Below are 23,077 nucleotides of genomic sequence, written 5' to 3' on the forward strand. Positions count from 1 at the left end.
ACCACGTGGCGTGGTGGCCGGGGTGGGTTCGGGTATCGCGCGTAAGGACGCGCACCTCAACGCTGTGCCGGCCGGCCCACGCGACGATCACGCGGAGGTCGGCGCCCTTCGCGGTGTGCGTGACGCGGCCGTCGTCCGGGTCCGGGTAGGTGATCCCGCAGCACGTCGAACTGTTCGTTCGGTCATGCGAGGGTCCTGGTCACCCACCCCGATCACCAGCTGCCCGGCAACCACGGTGACCGTCACCTCCGCGTCCGGCGAGTGCCCGGCGGTACATGCCTGGTCAACACGCGGCAGCGCCGGTACCCCGGTCCGCTCACGCCCGCGGTTGCCCCACCTCACGGCCCAGTCGTCCCGGTCTCGGCGCCGTGCAGCTCGGCCAGCAGGTCCTGTTGCCCGGCCAGCATCACCGTCAGGATCCGCCGGGCGGCCCGCAGCAGCTCCGCCACGTCCCCGCCCGCCAGCTCGTAGACGACGGTCGAGCCCTTCCGAGTCGCACTCACGATCCCCGAGCGGCGCAGCACCGCCAGCTGCTGGGAGAGGCTGGAGGGCTCTATCTCGATCGCCGCGAGCAGGTCACGAACCGGGAGCGGCCCCTCCTGCAGCAGCTCCAGCACCCTGATGCGCACCGGATGACCGAGCATCCGGAAGAACTCCGCCTTCGCCTGGTACAGCGGCACCGTCGTCGTGTTCACTGCCCGCCCATTCCGTTCTCCGTCTCCGGGCCGACGCCGTGATCGCGGGCCAGACGGAGCGCGTCCTCAAGCTCGTCCTCGGCCATCGCCGCCTCATAGGCGTCCTCGGCCTCCAGCGCCGCCACCAGCCGGGCCCGTGCCTCACGGATACGCCGTCGCGCTGCCTCGGTGAACCCGCCCACCGTCACTCCCCGCCCGACTCGCTTGACCAACATGACAACTAACAAATTGCAGAACTCTTCAAGTCTAGAGGTGAAGCGTCTCGCTGGACACCAGCTCTACAGCCCGGCACGAGGCGGTGTCTGCCGGCTCCACGTAGCGATCATGCCTCCCGGCCTCGCGGGAACTGCCGGGATCACCCGCTACCTGGGCGTCAGAGCCTGTCCGGTGAGTCGCATGACGCTGCCCGGCATCGGCTCCGGCTCGTCACATTGAGGATCCACGCTTCCGGCGCGACGCGGTTCCCGACCGCCGGTTGGAGGCCGTCGGCGCCGCGTACGCCCGCCGGCAGGAGATGCCGTTGCCGTTGAAGCCTGTGGCCGTCGCCCCAGCGGCCAAAGGCGTCAGTGGCGAATGCATGGCGGCAGTGCGCTGGACACCGTCAGGCCGACAGAACCATGAGGAGAGCGCACACGATGGCAGACGGGAAGAAGGGCGCGGTGCCGGAGCCGAGCAAGCCGCGGTCGACGCGGCGGCGAAGACACTCGCGCCACAACGGGCGCCGAAGACCTGGCCGCCGGGGTCCACCACCCGCCGGTGGACAACGGCCTGCACTACCTGGTCGGCGTGGTGGACCACCTGCGCGGCTACGGCTTCGCAGAGGCTGAGCCAGAACCAGGACTCGTTCTCAAGCCATGCGCGTGATTCCCGCGCGGACACACTGCGACAGTTCCGCCAGGTTCAAGGAGCGTCACGGTCGAGTCATCCGCACTTCGGACACTTCGAGCAATCCATCGAGTTCGACCTTCCCCCTGGTCTGGTCCGGACTCACCACGAGGCCGTCCCGGCGCACGATTTCCAGGAGCCGTTCAGCCAGGGGCAGGACCATATGACGGCCCCAGCATCGTTCGCTCACGTGGCCGAAGGGCAGATAGCCGGGATGAGTATCTCCATCCAGCTCGTCCCAGCGTTCGGGGTGAAACTCGTCGGGCTCCTCCCAGAGCTTGGGGTCGCGGTGGCTCAGCAGGGGAAGCAGCAGGACGTCGTCTTTCGGGCCGATCCGTGCGTCCACGTCCGAGAACTCCGGGGAAGCCACTCGCAAGATATTCCACGACGGGGGAAGCAGTCGGAGTGCCTCAAGGAGGATATTCCGATTCGATACGTCGTCGCTGAACGGAGCTCCGAGCCACAGGGCGCTGGTGACAAGCGCGGAGACGGTGAAGCATACGGGTGCCGCCACTCGCCGGTACAGGTACATGGCATAGCGCCGGTCACTGTAGTTCGTGGAATCGAGAACGAGAGCGGCAAGTTTTGACAGCGGCACGTCCGGCCCGGGTCTGCCCAACAAAGCGGCACCGGAGGCGACGGCCGACCAAGTCAGTTTCGGGGTCAACTCCAGTCGGCGGTCGACCAGAACCCGGAATCGCAGACTTTCGTCCCCGAAAACGAGATCCCGCAGGTAGACATGCGCCACATGCGGCCACCGGCCGGTCAGGTCGACCGCGTCCTCGAGGGGACGTTGCAGCGCGGTTCGTACGTCCGAGCCCACGGCTTGCATAAAGGTGGATGCGTCGGCACGGCTGACAAGCCGCTTCTGGACGGGTTTGAAGGTAGGCCTCTCCTCCGCGTTGGCCGGTCTGCTGCGGAGCAGGCTGTCCATCAGATCGGCGCCGGATACACCGATCGTGTCGGGCTCCAGACGGAACAGCGACGCATCGCGATAACGGCTCAATAGCTCGTCGAGCCTCGGCGCGAACTCAGTAACCCGACCGCTCCCGCCGGCGCGGAGCATAGACATGGGTGAACTCCATGGGTAGGCGGCTCGCGTCGGCAAGAATTCCTGACCGACGCGAGCCCGGCAAGGAAACTACCTGATTAAATCCAGCCGTACCAGGCGTAAGCCTTGAGACTCTTCTCCGGGCGGAACTTATTGACGAGGCGAACGAGCTTCATGAAAACCTCCATGCGTGATGAACGAGATGCTTGTTCGGTGGCAGAAGATATGGATACCGGAAGGAATTCCCGGCATTCAGTTCAACTGCCGTGGGCAGTTAAGACCTGTTCGATGAATGTGTCAAGTGACTCACATCACTGCCTGAATTGACTCATTCACGTTTCGATTTCACAGATATTCACATCTCGGCAAATCGCCCCTAATTCATCCATTGGCGCCCAAATATGGACACCCCGGGGAGGGGATGGCCTCGAATGCGGTGATTCGGCCATGCGGCATGACCGGGGGCATCTCCCGCGGGACGACTCCGCCGAAGGCGTCCGGTCGCCTGTTCCGACGAGGCCGACTCACACTGATCGCCCACGATGATTGACCTGCGTCAGAACGAGGCTTCCTCTACTGCGAGCGCGCGGAGACAGGCCACGCGGCACTTGGCTGCGGACCCACAAGCCCGTTGCTTCTGACAACCGAGCCTCGGCGGACTCCGCAGGCAGCCCCGGCAGGAGGGCAAGGGCAGCGGCGATGAACGCCGCCTGCGCCCGCACGTCCTCCTGGACCGCCCGGAACAGCACGTCCGCTTCCATCAAGAGCCAGAGGCGGCACGGGGTTCCCGGAGCAGGGAGTCCGCTCCACCGGGGTGCAGCGGCAGCATTCCGCCCCTCGCATGCCCGACCCGTGTCCCCGAACGCCTGGGCACCGACCCCGGACAGCCACCCCGGTGCCAAGAACCAGGCGCGTGCCCCGCCAAAGCTTTCTGTACGTCCTGTACATTTCTTACGGACGCGGCCGCGGGTCCCCAGGGACCACGTACCCGGGAACGGCGCGCCCGCGGAACAGCGACCCACCGAGAACAACCGTGCAGACCCCAGGAGAGGCACCGCCATGATCCGACCTGCCGCCCGTTACGTCCTGCCGGAGTTCACCGAGCGCACCGCGACCGGGACCCGGACCCTGGACCCGTACTCCAAGCTGCTGTCCGAGCGGATCGTCTTCCTCGGCACCCCGGTCGACGACACCGCGGCAACCGACCTGATCGCACAGTTCATGTATCTGGAGCACGCCGAGCCGGACCGGCCCATCTCGCTCTACATCAACTCCCCCGGCGGCGAGTTCAACGCCATGGCCGCGATCTACGACACCATGCAGTACCTGGCGTGCGACGTGGAGACGTTCTGCCTCGGCCAGGCCTTCTCCAGCGCCGCCGTGCTGCTGGCGGCAGGCGCGCCGGGCCGCCGACATGCCCTGCCCGGCGCCCGGGTAGTCATCCGGCAGCCGACGCTGGACGAACCGGTCCAGGGCCAGCCGTCCGATCTCGAAATCGAAGCACGCGAGCTGATGCGGGTGCGCGAGATGCTCGCGGCCATGCTGGCCCGTCACACGGGCCGGTCCACGGAGCAGATCACCGCCGACATCGAGCGCGACACCATCCTCGACGCCCGAGCCGCCCAGGCGTACGGGCTCGTGGACCACGTCATGGAGAACCGCGGCCCGTCCCGGCCGCCGCACCCCCCGAGGTGAACCCACCATGCTTCCACCGGAGTACCCGCCGCTCCCCGCGCTGACCCGCGCCGAGGGGGAGTTCATCGACCGCTACCTGGAAGTTCTCGACCAACTGGGCCGGATCAACCCGGCCCGAGGCAGTGACACCTATGGCGCGCTCCGGGCCGCGCAGGCCCTGGCCTCCCGGGCCACGGCGCTGCGCGACGCCCTGGCGTTGATGCACGAACGGGGCGAAGCGCAGATCCACGCGGCGACGTTGGCGCGGGCCCTGCGCCTGCTGGACGGAGAACGGCGCGCCGGCCGGGTCACCATGCCCCCGCCGCCGGTGGGCTGACCGGACCCCAGGCCCGCCACTCGGCCGGGGTCCGCCCCGGCCGACCCCTCGGCACCGCATCCGGCACAACGCCCGGCACCACGTCCGCCACCGGCTCCCGGCTCCCGATCACGGGGAGCCGGGACCTGGCCACGCCAGTCCTCACCACTCCTCACCACTCCACACCTCGCCGCATCTCATGCGCGCCTCCGCACCCCTCCGCGCCCCGCCACACCTCTCCGCGCCCGCCCCGCGACACGCCCGGCAAGGAGATCAGATTTCCTCCCTCGTTCGGCGTAGGCATTCCCCCTCACGAGGGACAGCCCAACTTGCGCTCAGCGCGTGGACAGTACTCGGAATCTGACGTTCCGTCGCTGGTGCGAGGCTGGTCGGGCAGCCCGGCCGAGGGCGGAAATCGGGCTCGTCCACCCGAACGGATCAGTCGTGACGACTCTCACAAATCGCTGTTTCAGCTCGGAAATCCGGCACTTCGTGAGTCAAGATCCCTGGGACGACAAGCCCCCGCCACCGCGGCGGGGCGGTCCGGGCGGACGCCGAGTCCTGCCACTGCCCGGATGACTGGTCGACAGAAGTGGATCGGCAGGAGTGGAGGACCCGAGCACAACGGGTCGGCCGGGCAACCGGTCGCCCCTCGGGGTGAAGCCGCCAAGTGCGGCCGGGCAACTTCGCCAGCCCGAACCCGACAGGTCATCCTTCACAGGCGGCTGACGAAGGGTTGCGCATGACTGCGCAGGTACATGTCCCGTCTCTGCTTACCCGGGCCGGTACGGCCTCGGTCCTCACCTTGGCCGTCGGCTCCGCCATGCTGGCGCCGGGGCTGGTCAACGAGGCCGAGGCCGCCACGCACTCGACGAAGGCGCTCACGATCGCCGCGTCGAAGAAGGGATCGCCCTACAAGTACGGAGCATCCGGTCCGCGCCGGTTCGACTGCTCGGGGCTGACTCTCTACTCCTTCAAGAAGGCCGGCAAGAAACTCCCGCGCACGGCCCAGCAGCAGTACAACAAGACCCACCACATCTCGAAGTCCAAGCGGAAGAAGGGTGATCTGGTCTTCTTCCACTCCGGCCGCAGCGTCTACCACGTGGGCATCTACGCGGGCAAGGGAAAGATCTGGCACTCCCCGAAGACCGGGGCGGTGGTCCGGCTGGAGAAGATCTGGTCGAACAGCGTGTGGTACGGACGGGTCCGCTGACCCACGGCCTGACCCACGGCCGGACCCGCTTCAGCGCAGCAGCGGTCCGGTCACCAGCACGAGCCCCAGTGCGGTGAGCGCCGCGCCGCTGCCGCCCTCGATCGCACGGGCGGTACGCGGCCGGCGCAGCCACCGCCCCAGCCGGTCCACCAGCAGGGCCACGGCCGGGAACCAGATGAGCGCCAGCACCACGACGACGGCCGCGAGCAGCAGGGTCCTGGGCAGTGGCGGCTGCCCGTCGGGCACGAACTGGGGCAGCAGGCTGAGAAAGAGCACCGGCGCCTTGGGGTTCAGCGCGTTGGTCAGGAAGCCCTGCCGCAGGGAGCGTCCCAGCTCCTTCTGCACGGGGCCGGCCTCCGGCTGCGCTGTCCGGTCCGCCTCGGCGGGCCGACGTCGCCACGCGAACAGAGCGCTGAGACCGAGCCAGAGCACATACGCGCCGCCCAGGAGCTGGACGGTGCGGAACAGCACGGGCATGGTGACCAGCACCGCGGCCAGGCCCGCCACGGCCAGCGCGGTGTGCACCAGCAGCCCCCCGGCGACACCCAGCGCGGTGACGACCCCGGAACGGCGCGAGGCGAGTGCGTTGCGTACGACGACGGTGAAATCGGCGCCGGGCAGCGCGACCATCCCCGCGGCGACTCCCGTGAAGGCGAGCAGTTGTGCGTCCATGGTTACACCCTGGACCGGAAGAGCCTTTAGCGTGTACTTGCAATCTTCTGGGTCTGCCAAAAGGAACGCTTAATGTACGACCCGACACGGCTGGCGGCGCTGGTGGCGGTCGCCGAGGCCGGATCGATCACGCGTGCGGCCGCGCGCCTGGGCTACACCGCGCCTGCTCTCTCCCAGCAGCTGGCCAAACTGGAGCGCGAGGCCGGTGCGGCGCTCCTGGTTCGTCATCATCGCGGGGCGCGGCTGACGGCCGCCGGTGAGCTGCTGGCGGGCCGGGCCAGAAGGGTCCTGGACGAGCTGGACCAGGCTCGGCACGAGCTGGCTCAGCTGGCCGGGCTCTCCGGGGGGCGGCTGCGGGTCGGCACGTTCACCACGGCCGGAATCCACCTGCTGCCGCCGGTCCTGAGCGCGTTCCGGCGCGCACATCCGGATGTGGAGCTCGCCGTGACCGACTACGAGCCGCCCGAGGGAGTCACCGCCGTGGCTGCCGGAGAGGTCGACCTCGCCCTGACCCATGCGTACGAACCGGCGCCCGCGGGTCCCCCGCCCATGGGCGTCGTCGTCGAGCCTCTCCTGGTCGAGGAACTGGTCCTCGTCACCGCGGTCGGCCACCGGCTCGCCGAGGGGACGGGCCGGCTGCCGGTCGCCGAGCTGGCGGGACGGCCGCTGATCAGCAGCGCGCCCACGCATCCGCCCCGGCGCGGGGTGGAGAGCGCCCTGGCCGAGGCCGGCGCCACCCCGGCCGTGGTGTGCGAGTCCCCCGGCTACGCCCTGGTGTGCGCGCTGGTCAGCGCCGGGCTCGGGGTGGCCGTGGTTCCGGAGATGGTCGCCGCGATGTCCCCGACCCCGCTGGCCGTGCGGCGGCTGGATCCGGCGGCCTTCCGCCGGACGATCTCCGTCGCGCACCGGGGCGACCGGGCGACCTCCGCCGCGTCGACCCTGCTGGCACTGATGCGCAGCGGATTCGGACGGGGCGCGGCGGCGCGGTAGGGCCGGCCGGGACTCCGGGGGCCCTGCCCGGACGCCGGGAGCCTGCCCGGACGGACGCCGGGGCCCTGCCCGCGAGCAGTGGACCCGGCGCGCCCGCTTCCCCGTCAGCCCTGGCCCGGAACCGTCCAGGGCAGGGCGATCCAGACCGTCTTGCCTCCTTCGGGGGTGGGAGTGACGGAGAGCTGTCCCCCGTACTCCTTGGCCAGGGCCCGGATGATCACCATGCCGCGTCCGTTGTCCTGCTGGACGGCGGCCGGCAGCCGCTGGGGCCAGCGGGGGTGACTGTCCGTCACGCCGAGACGCAGCTCCTCCTCCCGGTCCAGCCGGAGGTCCACGGTGAAGGTGGGTGACAGCCCGAACGTGTGCTGTACGGCGTTGGTGGCAAGCTCCGAAACGATCAGCCGGATGGTGTCGGCGATCTCGGTGTCGTCGGCCAGACCCCATTCGGCCAGTATCCGGGCGACATACCTGCGGGCCGAGGAGACCGAGACCGGATCACTCGGCAGGGTGACGGTTGCTTCTTGATGATCTGCCATGGCGACGCCGTCCCTTTCCCGCCCCGGCCGACCCGCGATCGGCCGGGATTGTGCTTCGCGCCAGATTGCCACTGATGCTGCCCTCTGTAACGACGATCGGCCAAGGTATGCATATATCTGTCGCTCAAAGCGGTGAACTCTGCCCCGGTGGCAGTCGAACGCGCGGCACACTGACCTCTCTGCGGGCCGGTCCCCGTGCGGGCCCGGCTCTCCCTGCACAGCGGAAGGAGGCCGGCATGCTGCACGGTCCCGTGGTACGCCGACGCAAGCTCGGAGAGGAGTTACGCGGCCTGCGCCACGCGTCCGGGCTGACGAGCCGGGACGCGGCGCGGCTGCTCGGCTGGCACCAGTCGAAGGTGAGCCGTATCGAGACCGGCGCCAGTGGGGTCAGTCCCGCCGACGTGACCCGGCTACTGGACGCGTACGGCGTGCGCGACGCCCAGTTGCGCGCGCTCCTGGAGGTGCTCGCGGGTTCGGCGGGCGGTGGCGGAACAGGCTGGTGGCACGCGTACCGCGGGCTGATCCCTCCCCAGTACCGCGACTTCATCAGCCTGGAGTCCCAGGCGAGGACCGCGCGGACGCTGGAGACCTCGGTGGTGCCCGGGCTTCTCCAGACCGCCGGCTACGCCCGCGCGGTGACCCGGTCCTCATTGGACGGACTGCCGGCCGGACAGCTGGATTCCCTGGTGGAGGTACGGCTGACCCGGCAGGGCGTCCTGCGGGCGAACCCGCCGCTGCAGCTGACGGCCGTACTCGACGAGGCCGTACTGCGGCGCGAGGTGGGCGGTCCCGAGGTGATGAGGGACCAGCTGCACCATCTGACCCAGGTGGGCCAACTGCCCCATGTGCAACTTCAGTTACTGCCGTTCAAGGTCGGGGGTTACATCGGCCTGACCGGCCCTTTCGTAATTTTCTCCTTTCCGAACATTTCTGATCTGGATGTGGTCGTTCTTGACCACTTGACGAGTAGCCTCTATCTGGAGCGGAAAGAAGACCTTGAGGCGTACAGCTCGGCCTTCCGCACCCTGCAGGCTCACGCGCTGTCGCCGGAGCGTTCGTTGGATCTCATCGCCGCGATCAGCCGCGGCGGCCAGGGGGACTCCGGCTGACCGGCCGTGCTCCCCGCGCACCTTCCGACTGCCCGAGGGAGCATCATGTCCGACCGCCTCGCACAGCCCGCGTTACGGTGGCGCCGCAGCAGCCGCAGTACCGGAATGAACAACTGTGTGGAGACCGCGCCGCTCGACGGCGAACACCTCGCCGTACGGGACTCCAAGGACCTGGACCGGACTCCGCTGCGGATCTCCGCGACGGCCTGGACCTCGTTCGTGACAGGGCTGCACGACCTCCCGGTCAGCTGACCGGAGCGGTCCTCGTCCCGGGAGCGGTGCGTACGACGGTGGCCACCGCGGCCGCGATCTGCTCCCGGGTCAGGTCGGCCCGCGCGGTCAGCCGCAGGCGGGAGATTCCGTCCGGCACCGACGGCGGACGGAAGCACCCCACCGCGATCCCGGCCGCGCGGCAGTCGGCCGCCCAGCGCACGGCCGCGTCCGCGGACGGCGCGCGTACGGAGACCACCGCGGCGTCGGGCCGGACGGCGGTCAGCCCGGCCGAGGTCAGCCGTTCGTACAGGGTGAGGGCGACCTCGCGGGCGCGGTCCGCGCGCTCCGGTTCGCGGCGCAGCAGCCGCAGCGCGCCCAGGGCGCCGCCCGCCGCGGCGGGGGCCAGTCCGGTGTCGAAGATGAACGTCCGGGCCGTGTTGACGAGATGATCGATGACCCGGGCCGGGCCGAGGACCGCGCCGCCCTGGCTGCCCAGGGACTTGGAGAGGGTGAGCGTGGCCACGATGCCCTCGCCGCCCGCGAGTCCGGCGGCGGCGAGCGCGCCGCGCCCTCCGTCCCCGAGCACCCCCAGACCGTGCGCGTCGTCGACGAGCAGTGCGGCGCCCTCGGCCCGGCATGCCTCGGCCAGCGCGGGCAGCGGGGCCGCGTCGCCGTCGACCGAGAAGACCGAGTCGGTCACGGCGAGCGCCCGCCCGCCGTGCGCGTGCAGTGCCTTGCCCACCGCTTCGGGATCCGCGTGCGGGACCACGGCGGTCTCGGCCCGGGAGAGCCGGCAACCGTCCACGATCGAGGCGTGGTTGCCCGCGTCGGAGACGATCAGCGAGCCCCGGGCGGACAGGGCGGTGAGGGCCGCCAGGTTGGCGGCGTAACCGGAGGAGAGCACGAGGGCCGCCTCGAAGCCGCAGAAACGCGCCAGTTCGTGTTCGAGTTCGGCGTGCAGCTCGGTGGAACCCGTGACCAGCCGTGAACCGGTGGCACCGGCACCCCAGCGGTGCGCCGCCGCTGCGGCGGCCCCGGTGACTTCGGGGTGCCGGGTGAGGCCCAGATAGTCGTTGCTCGCGAGGTCGAGGAGTTCCGGTCCGGCGGGGCGCGGGCGGAGCGTCCGGACGAGTCCGGCCGCCGCGCGGCGGCGCGCCTCGTCATTGATCCAGTCGAACGGGGCGAAGGACATGGGCCGGTCCCTTTTGTAGGCAGCTCACAGACCCTAGCCGGGGGCGCAGCGGGTCAGGGTGTGGCAATACACACACCCTCGCCCTCCTCTCCTGTCTGGTTCCTCCTTGGCTGATGACCGTGCCGTAGGCCAGGATCATCGCCATGGACCTGCTGCTGAACACGCTGGTGGACAAGGGGCTGCGGCGCGAACTGCCGACCCGCGAAGAAGCGCTCGCCGTGCTGGCGACCTCCGACGACGAGCTGCTCGACGTGGTGGCCGCGGCCGGAAAGGTGCGCCGTCAGTGGTTCGGGCGGCGCGTGAAGCTCAACTATCTGGTCAACCTGAAATCCGGTCTCTGCCCCGAGGACTGCTCCTACTGCTCCCAGCGGCTGGGATCGAAGGCCGAGATCCTCAAGTACACCTGGCTCAAGCCGGACGAGGCCTCGAAGGCCGCGGCGGCCGGGGTGGCGGGCGGGGCGAAGCGGGTCTGTCTGGTGGCGAGCGGACGCGGGCCGACGGACCGTGATGTCGACCGGGTGTCGCAGACCATCGAAGCGATCAAGGAGCAGAACGAGGGCGTCGAGGTCTGCGCCTGTCTCGGCCTCCTCTCCGACGGGCAGGCCGGTCGGCTGCGGTCGGCGGGCGCCGACGCGTACAACCACAACCTCAATACGTCCGAGGGGACGTACGGCGGCATCACCACCACACACACGTACGCGGACCGGGTGGAGACCGTCCAGCAGGCGCAGGCTGCGGGGCTCTCCGCCTGTTCCGGGCTGATCGCCGGCATGGGCGAGAGCGACACCGACCTGGCCGACGTCGTGTTCGCGCTGCGCGAGCTGGACCCGGACTCGGTACCGGTGAACTTCCTGATCCCGTTCGAGGGAACCCCGCTCGCCAAGGAGTGGAACCTCACCCCGCAGCGCTGTCTGCGGATTCTGGCCATGGTCCGCTTCGTCTGCCCCGATGTCGAGGTCCGGCTCGCCGGTGGCCGGGAGGTGCATCTGCGCTCGATGCAGCCGCTCGCGCTCCACCTGGTGAACTCGATCTTCCTGGGTGACTATCTGACCAGCGAAGGCCAGGCGGGGCAGGCGGATCTGGACATGATCGCCGATGCCGGTTTCGAGGTGGAGGGTGCGGGAACGACGACGCTGCCTCAGCACCGGGCGACGGCGGGAGGCGGCTGCGGCTCGCACGACGGCGGCTGCGCGCCCTGCGGTGACGGTGACACGGCGGCGTCCACCGGGGAGTCCTCGCCCACCGAGGTCCCGGCCGCGCGTACGGATCTGGTGGCGGTCCGCCGCCGGGGCGCCGGGACGGATCTCGCGCCCAATGCCTGAGACGTACTCCCCGGAACGGCCGTCGAACGGCCCGGCCCCGCACACTGTGGCGCTCGCCCCTGCCGAGCTGCGCGCCCTGGACCGGGCCCATGTCTGGCATCCGTACGGTCCGATGCCGGGCCGGCAGGAACCCCTGGTCGTGGAGTCCGCGTCCGGCGTACGGCTGCGGCTGGCCGAACCCGTCTGCGAACGGACCGAGTTGGTGGACGGCATGTCGTCCTGGTGGTCGGCGGTGCACGGCTACAACCACCCGGTGCTCAACGAGGCGGCCCGCGGCCAGCTGGACCGGATGAGCCATGTGATGTTCGGCGGGCTCACCCATGAGCCGGCCGTGCGGCTGGCCGCCCGGCTGGTGGAGATCACCCCGGAGCCGCTGCGGCATGTCTTTCTCGCCGACTCCGGGTCCGTCTCGGTCGAAGTCGCGGTGAAGATGTGCTTCCAGTACTGGCGTTCGCTCGGCAGGCCGGCCAAGCGACGGCTGCTGACCTGGCGCGGCGGCTATCACGGAGACACCTGGCAGCCGATGTCCGTGTGCGATCCCGAGGGCGGGATGCACGACCTGTGGTCGGGGGCTCTTCCCCGGCAGGTCTTCGCCGACGCGCCGCCGGACGGTTTCGACGCGGAGCCGGACCCCGGATACGTCCAGCGTCTGCGGGATCTGGTCGCGCGGCACGCCGACGAGCTCGCCGCGGTGATCGTGGAGCCGGTGGTACAGGGGGCGGGCGGGATGCGGTTCCACTCGCCCGCGTATCTGCGGGTCCTGCGTGAGGCGTGCGACGCGAACGACGTACTGCTCGTGTTCGACGAGATCGCGACCGGCTTCGGCCGCACGGGAAAGCTGTTCGCCGCGGAACATGCCGGGGTCTCCCCCGATGTCATGTGTGTCGGCAAGGCGCTGACCGGCGGCTATCTGACGATGGCGGCGACGCTGTGCAGCTCGCGGGTGGCGGAGGGCATCTCCAGGGGTGACGTTCCGGTGCTGGCGCATGGCCCGACGTTCATGGGCAACCCGCTGGCCGCCGCGGTGGCGAACGCCTCCGTCGATCTGCTGCTCGGCCAGGACTGGGAGCGGGAGGTCAAGCGGATCGGCACCGGACTGGAGGCCGGTCTGGCCGCTGCGGCCCGGCTTCCCGGGGTCGTGGATGTGCGGGTGCTGGGCGCCATCGGTGTCGTGCAGCTCGATCACGAGGTGGACATGGAGGCCGCCACCCGGGCAGCCGTGCGCGAGGGCGTGTGGCTGCGGCCGTTCCGCGACCTCGTGTACACGATGCCGCCCTATGTGACCGGTGATGACGACGTGGCACTGATCTGCCGGGCCGTGTGCGCGGCGGCTCGGGAGGGCTGACATGACGATTCTGGTGGTGTCCGGTACGGGCACCGAGATCGGGAAGACGGTGGTGACCGCCGCCGTGGCCGCGGCCGCCCGGGGCCGCCGGGTCGCGGTGCTCAAGCCCGCCCAGACGGGCCTCGCCCCGGGGGAGCCGGGGGACGCCGCCGAGGTGGTGCGCCTTGCCGGCGGTCATGTGACGCCGGTCGAACTGGCCAGGTTCCCCGAGCCGCTGGCCCCGGCGACCGCAGCCCGGCGGGCGGGTCTCGCGCCAGTGCGGCCCTTCGAGGTCGCCGAGGCGGCCGGGAAGCTGGCCACCGAGCACGATCTGGTGCTGGTGGAGGGGGCGGGCGGACTGCTCGTACGGTTCGACGACGAGGGCAGCACGCTCGCGGACGCGGCGCGGCTGCTGGCGGCGCCGGTCCTGGTCGTGGTGCCCGCGGGTCTGGGCACGCTCAACGCCACGGCGCTGACGGCGGAGGCGCTGCGGGCCCGGGGCCTGGAATGCCTCGGTGTGGTGGTGGGCAGCATGCCGGACGAACCGGATCTGGCCGCGTCGTGCAATGTGGACGATCTGCCGGTGGCGGCCGGAGCTCCGCTGCTGGGTGCCGTCCCGGCCGGGGCGGGGTCGCTGGCACCCGTCGATTTCCGTGCGCGGGCGGCCCATTGGCTGGCTCCGGAACTCGGCGGGGTCCGGTCCCCGACGATGAAGGGCTGAGTACGCCGATACGGGGGAGAATCGAGGGCAGCCACTGCTTTCCCGTCACGGAGGCCCGTCATGCATCTGCGCAGCAGGAAGATCCACCGGGACGCTGTGCATCACCCGGTGTTCGCCCGGTTCTACGCGCGGATGAGCGTGGATGCCGACCGGCGGGGCGGTATCGCCGCGTATCGCCGGGAACTGCTGGCCGGGGTCTCCGGCCGGGTGATCGAGATCGGGGCCGGAAACGGACTGAACTTCGCGCACTATCCGGGCGCCGTCTCCGAAGTGGTGGCCATCGAACCGGAACGCACGCTCCGGCAGCTGGCGGTCCGTGCCGCGATGCGGTCCGAGGTGCCGGTGGACGTGGTGCCCGGTGCCGCGGAGGCGCTGCCGGTCAAGAGCGAGGCGTTCGACGTCGCCGTGGCCTCATTGGTCCTGTGCACGGTGCGGGACCTGCCCCGGGCCCTCGCCGAGATCAAGCGGGTCCTGCGGCCCGGTGGTGAACTGCGGTTCTTCGAGCACGGGCTGGCACCGGGCCGGGCGCTGGCCGCGGCACAGCGGGCCGTGGACAGGACCGTCTGGCCCCTGCTCTTCGGCGGCTGCCACACCGCTCGCGACACCCTGGCCGCGATCGAGGCGGCCGGCTTCGAGTTGAGCACGTACCGCAGGCTGCGGATTCCGGAGAAGGGCGTGCAGCTGCCGCCCTCCCCCTGTGTCCTCGGGGTGGCCCGCCGCCCCTTCGCGGTCGACTGACCTGTCGGGGACGGGTGGTCGGCGGTCGGCGGCACGGGTCCACGCGAGCCGGTGGACCGGGTTCACACGCTCCACTGCCGGAGTTCGTCCGCGATGGCCCGGACGTCCGCCTTGCCCTCCTTGACCAGTCGGGCCAGATCACGCACCTGCTCGGGCGAGGTGATGACCTTGAGCCCGGAGGCGACGAGATATCCGTACGCGACAGCGGAGGCGAACATCGCGTTGGAGCGTTCGAGCGCGGGAACGTGGAGCAGCAGTTGCAGCAGGGCAGCGGCGCGGGAGTGCGGATCGCTGTAGACGGGGCTGCCGAAGATCTCCGCCTCGTGGCGGCTGACCGCGGCGACGAGCGCGCCCCAGTCGACGACCTGCGGATCGCCGGGCGTCTTGTGCTCGGCGACCATGAGCAGCCAGGAGAGGTCGATCCGTAGGTTCAACGGGTACCTTCGCGCTCCGGGCCGAACTCCTCGGCGAACACCGACTCGTACTGCTTCATGAAGTCCGCCGCCGCCTCGACGAAGGTGTGTCCCACTTCGCCCGCGTCCTGTTTGACGAGCTCCTCTATATAGCGGTTCACGCTCATCCCCCTCTGCAGCGCGCGCTGACGCGCGGCCTCGGCGGTGGCCTCGTCCACTCGAACGTTCAGCTGAGTCTTGGGCACAGCCATCACGCTAGCGCGCCTCCGCTAGCACCGGCAAGAGGAGCCCGGGGGCGCGTGGGGTGGGTGGCATGGCCATCGACCGGGCTGCCACAGGGCTCCGCCGCGCGGCAGCCCGGATGGCGAAACGGGGTCGACGCTCCGGTCGCCCGGTGGTGGGATTGCCGCATGAACGATCTTTCGATACGTGCCGCGACCGCCGCGGACCTGGACGAGGTCCTCGCGTTCTGGAAGGTGGCCGCGGAGGGCACGAGCATCAGTGACGACCGGGACGGCATCGCGCGCCTGGTGGAACGCGATGCCGAGTCCCTGATCCTCGCCGAGCGGGACGGCACGCTCGCCGGGACCGTGATCGCCGGCTTCGACGGCTGGCGGTGCCATCTCTACCGGCTCGCCGTCCACCCGGACCAGCGCCGCCGGGGTGTGGGCGGAGCGCTGCTCGCGGCGGCGGAGGAGCGGTTCGTCCGGCTGGGAGGGCGCAGGGGCGACGCCATGGTGCTCGACCGCAACGAACTGGCGCAGCATGCCTGGCGGGCCGCGGGGTACGCGCCGGAACCGCAGTGGAGCCGCTGGGTGCACCACCTGACCGACTGACCCCGTACCTCGCAGACCTTGCGCTCCTCCCCGCACGCCATTTTGCTGGTCCTTTACTATGGGATCTCATCCGACCACCCCCTTGACGAAAGGTGTGAGCGTCCGCCCATGGGCGAGCCTCCCAGTAGCCGACATCGCCGACATCGCGCGATCCTCCTGCCCCTGCCCGATCATGGGACGGAGGTGAACCGATGACCGAAGTGCTGCTGCTGCTCGTCGCGGTCCTGCTCTCCCTGGCTTGTGGCGCCTTCGTCGCGGCGGAGTTCTCACTGACCACGGTGGAGCGCGGCGAGCTCGAACGGGCCGTGGAGCGGGGTGAGCGGGGCGCCGCCAGTGCCCTGAAGGCTGTCCGCAGCCTCACCTTCCAGCTCTCCGGCGCCCAGCTCGGCATCACCGTCACCAACCTGGTGGTCGGCATGCTCTCCGAACCGTCGATCTCCAAACTCATTCGCGGACCGCTCGAGGCGATCGGCCTCTCCCCCAGCGTGTCGTCCTCGGTCGCCCTCGTGATCGGTACCGCCCTGTCCACCGTGGTCCTGATGGTCGTCGGCGAACTCGTCCCGAAGAACTGGGCGATCTCCTCCCCACTCACCGTGGCCAAGGCCGTCGCCACGCCGCAGCGGGCGTTCACCGCGGTGTTCCGGCCCTTCATCAGCCATCTGAACAACACGGCCAACCGGATGGTGCGCCGCTTCGGCCTCGAACCGGCCGAGGAGCTGGCCTCCGCCCGCAGCCCCCAGGAACTGGTGGCCCTGGCCCGTCACTCCGCCAAGGAGGGCGCGCTGGAGGCGGACACCGCCGAACTCTTCGTCCGCACCCTCAACCTGGCGGAGCTGACCGCGGAGAACGTGATGACCCCGCGCGTCCAGGTCACCGCCCTGGATCTGCAGGCGACGGCCGAGGATGTCGCCAATGCCACCCGGGCGACCGGACTGTCCCGCTTCCCCGTCTACCGGGGCAGCCTCGATACGGTCGTCGGCGTCGCGCACATCAAGGACGTGCTGGCGATACCGGCCGAGCAGAGGCCCCGCAAACGCGTCTCGGAAATGCTGCGCGAACCGCTCCTCGTGCCCGAGACCCTCACCGTGGACCGCCTGCTGGACCGGCTGTCCGGCAAGATCGCCATGGCCGTCGTGATCGACGAGTACGGCGGCACGGCCGGTGTGGTGACCCTGGAGGACATCGTCGAGGAGGTCGTCGGCGAGGTGCGCGACGAGCACGACCCGCACGAGACCCCCGACCTCGCCCCAGCCGGTGAGGACGCCGACGGACGCACCCTGTGGTCGGCCGACGGCGCGGCCCGCACCGACCAGCTCAGGACCATCGGGCTACGGGTGCCGGACGGACCGTACGAGACGCTGGCCGGGCTGATCGCCAATGAGGTCGGCCGCATCCCGGCGGTGGGTGACACCGTCGAGCTGGCCGACTGGCGGATCGATGTGGTGGACGCCTCCGGGCGCAGGGCCGCACGCGCCCTGCTGCACGCCCCGCTGCCCGCTTCCGGGGAAGAGACGGAGGACGCACGATGATCGCCCTTCAGCTCTTCATCGGCCTGATGACCCTCGTGGTCAACGCCTTCTTCGTCGGCGCGGAGTTCGCGCTGATCTCCGTACGCCGCAGCCAGATCGAGCCGGAGGCCGAGGCCGGGAACCGGCGGGCCCGCAGCGTCATCTGGGGCCTGGAGCACGTGTCCGCGCTGCTCGCCGCCGCCCAGCTCGGCATCACCCTCTGCACACTGGTGCTGGGTATCGTCGCCGAGCCCGCCATCGCGCACCTGCTGGAGCCCGTATTCGACTCGGTGGGCGTACCGCACGGACTGGTCCATCCGATCTCGTTCGTGATCGCCCTGTCCGTGGCCACGTATCTGCACATGCTGCTGGGCGAGATGGTGCCGAAGAACATCGCGCTGGCCGAACCGGCCCGCAGCGCGCTGCTCCTCGGACCGCCCCTGGTGGCCCTCGCCAGGGCCCTGCGCCCGGTGATCTTCACGATCAACGCCTTCGCCAACGCGCTGCTCAAGCTCCTGCGCGTGGAGACCAAGGACGAGGTGTCCGCGACGTTCTCGGACGACGAGCTGGCACGGCTGGTGAAGGACGCCGGGGATGCCGGGCTGGTCGACGACCGGTCGGCGCAGCGGCTGCGGCACGCCCTGGAGCTGGGCCGTCGCCCCGTACAGGACGTGGTCATGCCGGTCGACCGGGTGATGTACGCCAAGGTCGGCACCACGCCCGAGGAACTGGAACGGCTCTCGTCCGAGTCCGGTTTCTCGCGCTTTCCCGTGATGGACAGCGAGGAACGCATCCTGGGCTATCTCCATGTGAAGGACGCTCTGGACGCGACACCGCGCGATGTCCCCTTCCCGGTGACCGCGATGCGGCCGATCGCGCGGGTGCGCGCGTCGACCCCGCTCGATGACGTGCTGACGGCGCTCAGGCGCAGCCGTACACATCTGGCGGCCGTGCTCGACGAGGACGACCGGCTGGCCGGCATGGTCACGATGGAGGACGTCCTGCGCGAACTCGTGGGCAGACCGCAGGGGCGCTGAGTTCCTGCGCCCCCGGGACCCGTGAGTCGGGCAGGGGCGGGGGACGGTTGCAGAGCCGTCCCCCGCCCCCTTTGGCTGTGCGCGACCCCGGAACCCGGCACGGCCGTCACGGTACGATCGCAGGGCCATGGAATTGAATGCCACCTACACCAGTCTTGTCGCGGTCGGCGACTCGTTCACCGAGGGCATGTCGGACTTGCTGGCCGACGGCACGTACCGCGGCTGGGCCGATGTCCTCGCCTCCCGGCTCGCGGCCCGGTCCCCCGGATTCCGGTACGCCAATCTCGCCGTACGCGGAAAGCTGATCGGTCAGATCGTCGACGAGCAGGTGGGCCCCGCGGCCGCCATGGACGCGGATGTGATCACCCTGGTGGGCGGTCTCAACGACACACTGCGGCCCAAGTGCGACATGGGCATGGTGCGCGGACGGCTCGAAGAAGCGGTGGAGCGGCTGGCCCCGTCCTGCAAGCACCTGGTCCTCATGCGCAGCCCCGGCCGCGACGGCCCGGTGATGGAGCGCTTCCGTCCTCGCATGGAGGAACTGTTCTCCCTGGTCGGCGACCTGGCCGACCGGCACGGGGCACTCGTGGTGGATCTCTACGGTGCGCCGTCGCTCGGCGATCCCCGGATGTGGGACGTCGACCGGCTGCACCTCACGGCCGAAGGACACCGCAGGGTGGCCGAGGCGGTCTGGCAGACGCTGGGCCTGCCTGCCGAGCACGACTGGCAGTCGCCCGTACCGGCGACGCCGCCGCCCCGCTGGGCGACGCGTCGGGCCGACGATCTGCGCTTCGCCCGGCAGCATCTGGCGCCCTGGATCGGGCGGCGGCTCACGGGCCGGTCGTCCGGGGACGGCCGGACGGGAGCGCAGTTCAGCGCCGAAACGGGCAAGGCCTTCTGGATCACGCCCGAGGACGCCTCGGATCCGGGCCCGGTGACGGGGTGGCGCCGGACGGACGAGTCCGGAAGCTGACTCTCCGGGCCCTGCGGGCGGTACTCGGCACCACTCGCCGCTCGCCGCACCGGTAGCCCGCCCACGGCATGCTCCGGCCCCTCCACGCCTTCGCCGCCTCATCCACACCGCCTCACCCTCGCTGCCGCGGCCACGCTCCTTCGCCCCTGCTTCGTACCTGTTCGTAGCAAGCCACAAACGGGGGCGCGGCGCTGGCCTGCACAAACCGCCAGTAGAATCTGTTTACGTGACTGCTGTGTCTGCGAAGCCTCGCATCCCCAATGTCCTGGCCGGCCGCTACGCCTCCACGGAGCTGGCCGTCCTCTGGTCCCCCGAGCAGAAGGTGAAGCTGGAGCGTCAGCTGTGGCTGGCGGTGCTGCGCGCTCAGAAGGACCTCGGGATCGAGGTGCCCGACGCGGCCCTCGCCGACTACGAGCGCGTCCTCGACCAGGTCGACCTGGCCTCGATCGCCGAACGCGAGAAGGTCACGCGGCACGACGTGAAGGCCCGGATCGAGGAGTTCAACGCCCTCGCCGGCCACGAGCAGGTCCACAAGGGCATGACGTCCCGGGACCTGACCGAGAACGTCGAACAGCTCCAGATCCGGCTCTCGCTGGAGCTCATGCGCGACCGGACGGTGGCCGTCCTGGCGCGTCTGGGCAAGCTGGCGGGCGAGTACCGCGAGCTGGTCATCGCGGGGCGTTCCCACAACGTCGCCGCTCAGGCGACGACCCTCGGCAAGCGCTTCGCGACGGCCGCGGACGAGCTACTGGTGGCGTACGGACGGCTGGAGGACCTGCTGGGCCGCTACCCCCTGCGCGGCATCAAGGGCCCGGTCGGCACGGCGCAGGACATGCTCGACCTGCTGGGCGGGGACGCCGGGAAGCTCGCCGACCTCGAACAGCGCATCGCCGGGCACCTCGGCTTCGCCCAGGCCTTCACCTCGGTCGGTCAGGTCTATCCCCGCTCGCTCGACTACGACGTGGTGACCGCGCTGGTACAGCTGGCCGCGGCGCCCTCCTCGGTGGCGAAGACGATCCGGCTGATGGCGGGCCACGAGCTGGTCACCGAGGGCTTCAAGCCCGGTCAGGTCGGCTCGTCCGCCATGCCGCACAAGATGAACACCCGCTCCTGCGAGCGTGTGAACGGCCTGATGGTCATCCTGCGCGGCTACGCCTCGATGACGGGCGAGCTGGCCGGTGACCAGTGGAACGAGGGCGATGTGTCCTGTTCCGTGGTCCGCCGGGTGGCCCTGCCCGATGCCTTCTTCGCGTTCGACGGTCTGCTGGAGACGTTCCTGACCGTGCTCGACGAGTTCGGCGCGTTCCCCGCGGTCGTGGCCCGGGAGCTGGACCGCTACCTGCCGTTCCTGGCCACCACCAAGGTCCTCATGGGTGCTGTCCGGGCCGGGGTGGGCCGCGAGGTCGCCCACGAGGCCATCAAGGAGAACGCGGTCGCCTCCGCTCTGGCGATGCGGGAGCAGGGCGCGGAGCGCAACGAGCTGCTGGACAAGCTCGCCGCCGACGAGCGCATCCCGCTCGACCGGGCACAGCTCGACGCGCTGATGGCCGACAAGCTCTCGTTCACCGGCGCGGCGGGCGACCAGGTCACCGCGCTGGTGTCCCGGATCGAGGACATCACCAAGCAGCACCCGGAGGCCGCGGCCTACACCCCCGGCTCCATCCTCTGACATCCGTCGCTGTCACCCGATGACACCCGAGGAGCTCAGGGCCGCTCGTGACCGCATCGTTCCCGATGTGGTCACGGGCGGCCTGCGGGTGCTGTTCTGCGGCATCAACCCCAGCCTGACCACCGCCGTCACGGGCCACCACTTCGCCCACCCCGGCAACCGCTTCTGGCCGGTGCTCCATCTCTCGGGCTTCACACCCCGCAGGCTGATGCCCTCCGAGCAGGGCGAGTTGCTGAACCACGGTCTGGGCATCACCAACGTGGTGGCGCGGGCCACGGCTCGGGCGGACGAACTCGGGGCCGAAGAATTCCGTGAAGGTGGCAGGATCCTGGCCGAGAAGACGGAGCGCCTGGCACCGTTGTGGCTCGCCGTGGTCGGTGTCACGGCCTATCGCACGGCCTTCGGCGAGCGCAAGGCCCATATCGGCCCGCAGGACCGGACGATCGGTGGTGCCCGCGTATGGGCTCTGCCCAACCCCAGTGGCCTCAACGCCCACTGGACCGTCCGGACCATGGCGGACGAGTACGCCCGTCTCCGCGAAGCCACCCGTTCGACCCCACCCGCCGCCGGAAACCCGACACCTGACGGCTGACATCCGACGACTGACACCCGACGCCGGGAGCCACCGTGTCGTCGGCATGTGGCCGACCGGTGACCGCCGACGGTCAAGGCGTCCGAACGGTGGTCGGTGCGCGGCCATCATCGTCAGGGCGGGTCGATCACCGTCACCAGAACGGTCAGCTCGCAGCCAGGGCCGTTCTCTTCGAGGAAGAGCCCCATCGCGACCCATCGGTCCTCGATCCTCCAGAGCTGAAGGTACTCACAGCCGGCGACCGGATCCGCCCACGGCTCGGGGATCGTCTCGCCCGCCATCATCCGCTCCTGCGCACTCCACAGGCTCACCATCTGCGGCTCACCCCAGCGTGAGGTGAGCAGCGTGATCAGTGCGTCGTGTTCCGCGAGGCACTGAGCTCTGTGTTCCAGACGGCCGGCCTCACCGTCGTCCCAGTGCTCCTCGTCCGAGTGCAGGGATGCTGTGTGGTAGCCGGGCCCACTGACTCCCGAGCCCGAGGGGATGCGCTCCGCGGGAAATCCCTTGGTGCGCAACCCGTCGATGAGGCGGAGATGGTGTGCGGTCGTCATACCGTCAGTAAACCGCCTCGCACTGACAAGTGCCCCTCTGCCCCGGCCTCCGAAGCACCCCGGCTCCGGGCAGCGTCGGCCCTCTCCCCTTTCCCTGTCCCGGCCGCTCAGGCGTCCCGATTCCGTACGGCGCACCAGCCCGCCACCAGAGCGGCCGCGGTCCAGGCTGCCGTCACCGCCAGCCCCGCCCATGGGCCGATGCTTCCGTCCGGACTCCCGTGGAGCACCAGCTGCCCCGCTCGGTCCGGCAGATACTGGGCCGCTTCCCCGGCGATGTCCCCGATCACGAAGGAGGCGATCAGGATGAAGGGTATGAGAAGACTGAGCACGGCCACCGCACTGCGGAGCAGCGCCGCCAGTCCTGCCGCGAACAGGGCCATCAGCGCGAGATAGACACCACCTCCGAACACCGCCCTCAACGCGCCCGGATGCCCCAGGCCGATCGCGTCCTCCCCCATGAAGAGCTGTCCCGCCAGGAACGCCGCAAAGCTGGTGGCCAGCCCCACGCCGAGGGCCGACCCGCCCACGACAGTCATCTTGGCCGCGTAGAAGAGTCCACGGCGCGGGACCGCCGACAGCGATATCCGCAGGGCACCATTGACGAACTCCGAGGAGAGTGCCGTCGCACCGAAGCTGATGGCTGCCATCTGCCCGAAGTTCAGGGCATAGAGGGCGTCGAACACCGGGTCCGCATCCGCGCTGTCCGCATCCGCCCCGCCGTCGATGGCGAAGGTCAGCACGGTGATGGCGAGCGTGACGAGGAACACCGCTGACAGCGAGCCGGAGATGGAGCGCAGCGATCTGACTTTGATCCACTCGGAGTGGAGCACTGCGGTCGGGGACATGG

Annotated in this window: 27 protein-coding genes and 1 riboswitch; of the genes, 16 read left to right on the forward strand and 11 right to left on the reverse strand. The window is 70.1% G+C overall.

Annotated elements, in window-relative coordinates; all coding sequences use genetic code 11:
- Nucleotides 1–338 precede the first annotated feature (338 nt).
- From OHA98_RS24950 to OHA98_RS42985, 4 genes are all read right to left on the reverse strand, one after another.
- A complete protein-coding gene (locus OHA98_RS24950; protein ID WP_266928975.1) occupies nucleotides 339–695 on the reverse strand; it encodes a helix-turn-helix transcriptional regulator in 357 nt (118 codons plus the stop codon).
- Nucleotides 692–910, reverse strand: a complete 219-nt coding sequence (locus OHA98_RS24955) for a hypothetical protein (protein WP_266928976.1) — start codon at nucleotides 908–910, stop codon at nucleotides 692–694. The genes OHA98_RS24950 and OHA98_RS24955 overlap by 4 nt, the downstream gene beginning before the upstream one ends.
- 695 nt (nucleotides 911–1,605) lie before the next feature.
- Nucleotides 1,606–2,652, reverse strand: coding sequence for a cytochrome P450 (locus tag OHA98_RS24960; protein WP_266928977.1), 1,047 nt, complete (start codon nucleotides 2,650–2,652; stop codon nucleotides 1,606–1,608).
- A 77-nt stretch (nucleotides 2,653–2,729) separates the two neighbouring features.
- The gene (locus OHA98_RS42985; RefSeq protein ID WP_351870854.1) at nucleotides 2,730–2,819 is read right to left on the reverse strand and encodes a tryptorubin family RiPP precursor; all 90 of its coding nucleotides are present in this window, start codon (nucleotides 2,817–2,819) and stop codon (nucleotides 2,730–2,732) included.
- 871 nt (nucleotides 2,820–3,690) lie between these two features.
- Between OHA98_RS42985 and OHA98_RS24965 the strand changes: the two genes are divergently transcribed.
- From OHA98_RS24965 to OHA98_RS24975, 3 genes are all read left to right on the forward strand, one after another.
- Nucleotides 3,691–4,326, forward strand: a complete 636-nt coding sequence (locus OHA98_RS24965; RefSeq protein ID WP_266928978.1) for an ATP-dependent Clp protease proteolytic subunit — start codon at nucleotides 3,691–3,693, stop codon at nucleotides 4,324–4,326.
- A gap of 7 nt (nucleotides 4,327–4,333) precedes the next feature.
- Nucleotides 4,334–4,642, forward strand: a complete 309-nt coding sequence (locus OHA98_RS24970) for a hypothetical protein (RefSeq protein WP_266928979.1) — start codon at nucleotides 4,334–4,336, stop codon at nucleotides 4,640–4,642.
- Between the two features lie 531 nt (nucleotides 4,643–5,173).
- A riboswitch (cyclic di-AMP (ydaO/yuaA leader) is annotated at nucleotides 5,174–5,360 on the forward strand.
- Nucleotides 5,361–5,363: 3 nt separating this feature from the next.
- Nucleotides 5,364–5,834: a C40 family peptidase gene (locus tag OHA98_RS24975; protein WP_266928980.1), complete on the forward strand. Its 471-nt coding sequence runs from the start codon at nucleotides 5,364–5,366 to the stop codon at nucleotides 5,832–5,834.
- 30 nt (nucleotides 5,835–5,864) lie between these two features.
- On the opposite strand, the gene OHA98_RS24980 is transcribed toward OHA98_RS24975, so the two are convergent.
- A complete protein-coding gene (locus OHA98_RS24980; RefSeq protein ID WP_266928981.1) occupies nucleotides 5,865–6,506 on the reverse strand; it encodes a LysE family translocator in 642 nt (213 codons plus the stop codon).
- Between the two features lie 72 nt (nucleotides 6,507–6,578).
- Between OHA98_RS24980 and OHA98_RS24985 the strand changes: the two genes are divergently transcribed.
- Complete coding sequence (locus OHA98_RS24985) at nucleotides 6,579–7,496, forward strand: LysR family transcriptional regulator (protein WP_266928982.1); 918 nt, start codon at nucleotides 6,579–6,581, stop codon at nucleotides 7,494–7,496.
- A gap of 104 nt (nucleotides 7,497–7,600) precedes the next feature.
- Here the strand turns inward: OHA98_RS24985 and OHA98_RS24990 are convergent, their stop codons facing one another.
- A complete protein-coding gene (locus OHA98_RS24990; RefSeq protein WP_266928983.1) occupies nucleotides 7,601–8,032 on the reverse strand; it encodes an ATP-binding protein in 432 nt (143 codons plus the stop codon).
- Nucleotides 8,033–8,268: 236 nt separating this feature from the next.
- On the opposite strand from OHA98_RS24990, the gene OHA98_RS24995 reads away from it, so the two are divergent.
- Together OHA98_RS24995 and OHA98_RS25000 are read left to right on the forward strand one after the other, a co-directional pair.
- A complete protein-coding gene (locus OHA98_RS24995; protein ID WP_266928984.1) occupies nucleotides 8,269–9,141 on the forward strand; it encodes a helix-turn-helix transcriptional regulator in 873 nt (290 codons plus the stop codon).
- 45 nt (nucleotides 9,142–9,186) lie between these two features.
- Nucleotides 9,187–9,393: a DUF397 domain-containing protein gene (locus OHA98_RS25000; RefSeq protein ID WP_266928985.1), complete on the forward strand. Its 207-nt coding sequence runs from the start codon at nucleotides 9,187–9,189 to the stop codon at nucleotides 9,391–9,393.
- Here OHA98_RS25000 and OHA98_RS25005 read toward each other — a convergent pair.
- On the reverse strand, nucleotides 9,386–10,546 hold the full coding sequence (locus OHA98_RS25005) for an 8-amino-7-oxononanoate synthase (protein WP_266928986.1): 1,161 nt from the start codon (nucleotides 10,544–10,546) through the stop codon (nucleotides 9,386–9,388). The genes OHA98_RS25000 and OHA98_RS25005 overlap by 8 nt on opposite strands.
- 143 nt (nucleotides 10,547–10,689) lie before the next feature.
- Between OHA98_RS25005 and bioB the strand changes: the two genes are divergently transcribed.
- From bioB to OHA98_RS25025, 4 genes are read left to right on the forward strand one after another with little or no spacing between them, the layout of a single operon-like run.
- Complete coding sequence (gene bioB / locus OHA98_RS25010) at nucleotides 10,690–11,868, forward strand: biotin synthase BioB (protein WP_266928987.1); 1,179 nt, start codon at nucleotides 10,690–10,692, stop codon at nucleotides 11,866–11,868.
- Complete coding sequence (locus tag OHA98_RS25015; RefSeq protein WP_266928988.1) at nucleotides 11,861–13,213, forward strand: adenosylmethionine--8-amino-7-oxononanoate transaminase; 1,353 nt, start codon at nucleotides 11,861–11,863, stop codon at nucleotides 13,211–13,213. Before bioB ends, OHA98_RS25015 begins: the two co-directional genes overlap by 8 nt.
- A gap of 1 nt (nucleotide 13,214) precedes the next feature.
- On the forward strand, nucleotides 13,215–13,913 hold the full coding sequence (bioD, locus tag OHA98_RS25020; RefSeq protein WP_266928989.1) for a dethiobiotin synthase: 699 nt from the start codon (nucleotides 13,215–13,217) through the stop codon (nucleotides 13,911–13,913).
- A gap of 60 nt (nucleotides 13,914–13,973) precedes the next feature.
- Entirely contained in the window at nucleotides 13,974–14,651 is a 678-nt protein-coding gene (locus OHA98_RS25025) for a class I SAM-dependent methyltransferase (protein WP_266928990.1), read from the forward strand.
- 62 nt (nucleotides 14,652–14,713) lie between these two features.
- Here the strand turns inward: OHA98_RS25025 and OHA98_RS25030 are convergent, their stop codons facing one another.
- Together OHA98_RS25030 and OHA98_RS25035 are read right to left on the reverse strand one after the other, a co-directional pair.
- Nucleotides 14,714–15,085, reverse strand: a complete 372-nt coding sequence (locus OHA98_RS25030) for a fic family toxin-antitoxin system, toxin component (protein WP_073718785.1) — start codon at nucleotides 15,083–15,085, stop codon at nucleotides 14,714–14,716.
- Nucleotides 15,082–15,309: a hypothetical protein gene (locus OHA98_RS25035; RefSeq protein ID WP_014157595.1), complete on the reverse strand. Its 228-nt coding sequence runs from the start codon at nucleotides 15,307–15,309 to the stop codon at nucleotides 15,082–15,084. Before OHA98_RS25035 ends, OHA98_RS25030 begins: the two co-directional genes overlap by 4 nt.
- Before the next feature lie 165 nt (nucleotides 15,310–15,474).
- On the opposite strand from OHA98_RS25035, the gene OHA98_RS25040 reads away from it, so the two are divergent.
- The 6 genes from OHA98_RS25040 to mug all read left to right on the forward strand — a co-directional run bounded on the left by OHA98_RS25040 (nucleotide 15,475) and on the right by mug (nucleotide 21,679).
- Entirely contained in the window at nucleotides 15,475–15,900 is a 426-nt protein-coding gene (locus OHA98_RS25040) for a GNAT family N-acetyltransferase (RefSeq protein ID WP_266928991.1), read from the forward strand.
- A 191-nt stretch (nucleotides 15,901–16,091) separates the two neighbouring features.
- Nucleotides 16,092–17,429, forward strand: a complete 1,338-nt coding sequence (locus tag OHA98_RS25045) for a hemolysin family protein (RefSeq protein WP_266928992.1) — start codon at nucleotides 16,092–16,094, stop codon at nucleotides 17,427–17,429.
- Nucleotides 17,426–18,445 (forward strand): hemolysin family protein, encoded by a 1,020-nt coding sequence (locus OHA98_RS25050; RefSeq protein WP_266928993.1) that lies wholly within the window; start codon nucleotides 17,426–17,428, stop codon nucleotides 18,443–18,445. Before OHA98_RS25045 ends, OHA98_RS25050 begins: the two co-directional genes overlap by 4 nt.
- A 127-nt stretch (nucleotides 18,446–18,572) precedes the next feature.
- A complete protein-coding gene (locus tag OHA98_RS25055) occupies nucleotides 18,573–19,418 on the forward strand; it encodes an SGNH/GDSL hydrolase family protein (RefSeq protein WP_266928994.1) in 846 nt (281 codons plus the stop codon).
- Nucleotides 19,419–19,644: 226 nt separating this feature from the next.
- Entirely contained in the window at nucleotides 19,645–21,087 is a 1,443-nt protein-coding gene (gene purB / locus OHA98_RS25060) for an adenylosuccinate lyase (RefSeq protein ID WP_266928995.1), read from the forward strand.
- A 19-nt stretch (nucleotides 21,088–21,106) separates the two neighbouring features.
- Nucleotides 21,107–21,679, forward strand: a complete 573-nt coding sequence (gene mug / locus OHA98_RS25065) for a G/U mismatch-specific DNA glycosylase (protein ID WP_266928996.1) — start codon at nucleotides 21,107–21,109, stop codon at nucleotides 21,677–21,679.
- 113 nt (nucleotides 21,680–21,792) lie between these two features.
- On the opposite strand, the gene OHA98_RS25070 is transcribed toward mug, so the two are convergent.
- Both OHA98_RS25070 and OHA98_RS25075 read right to left on the reverse strand, forming a co-directional pair.
- The gene (locus tag OHA98_RS25070) at nucleotides 21,793–22,230 is read right to left on the reverse strand and encodes a hypothetical protein (RefSeq protein WP_266928997.1); all 438 of its coding nucleotides are present in this window, start codon (nucleotides 22,228–22,230) and stop codon (nucleotides 21,793–21,795) included.
- A gap of 107 nt (nucleotides 22,231–22,337) precedes the next feature.
- Complete coding sequence (locus tag OHA98_RS25075) at nucleotides 22,338–23,075, reverse strand: ABC transporter permease (protein WP_266928998.1); 738 nt, start codon at nucleotides 23,073–23,075, stop codon at nucleotides 22,338–22,340.
- Nucleotides 23,076–23,077: the final 2 nt, after the last annotated feature.

It is taken from the genome of Streptomyces sp. NBC_00654, assembly GCF_026341775.1.
Taxonomy (GTDB): domain Bacteria; phylum Actinomycetota; class Actinomycetes; order Streptomycetales; family Streptomycetaceae; genus Streptomyces.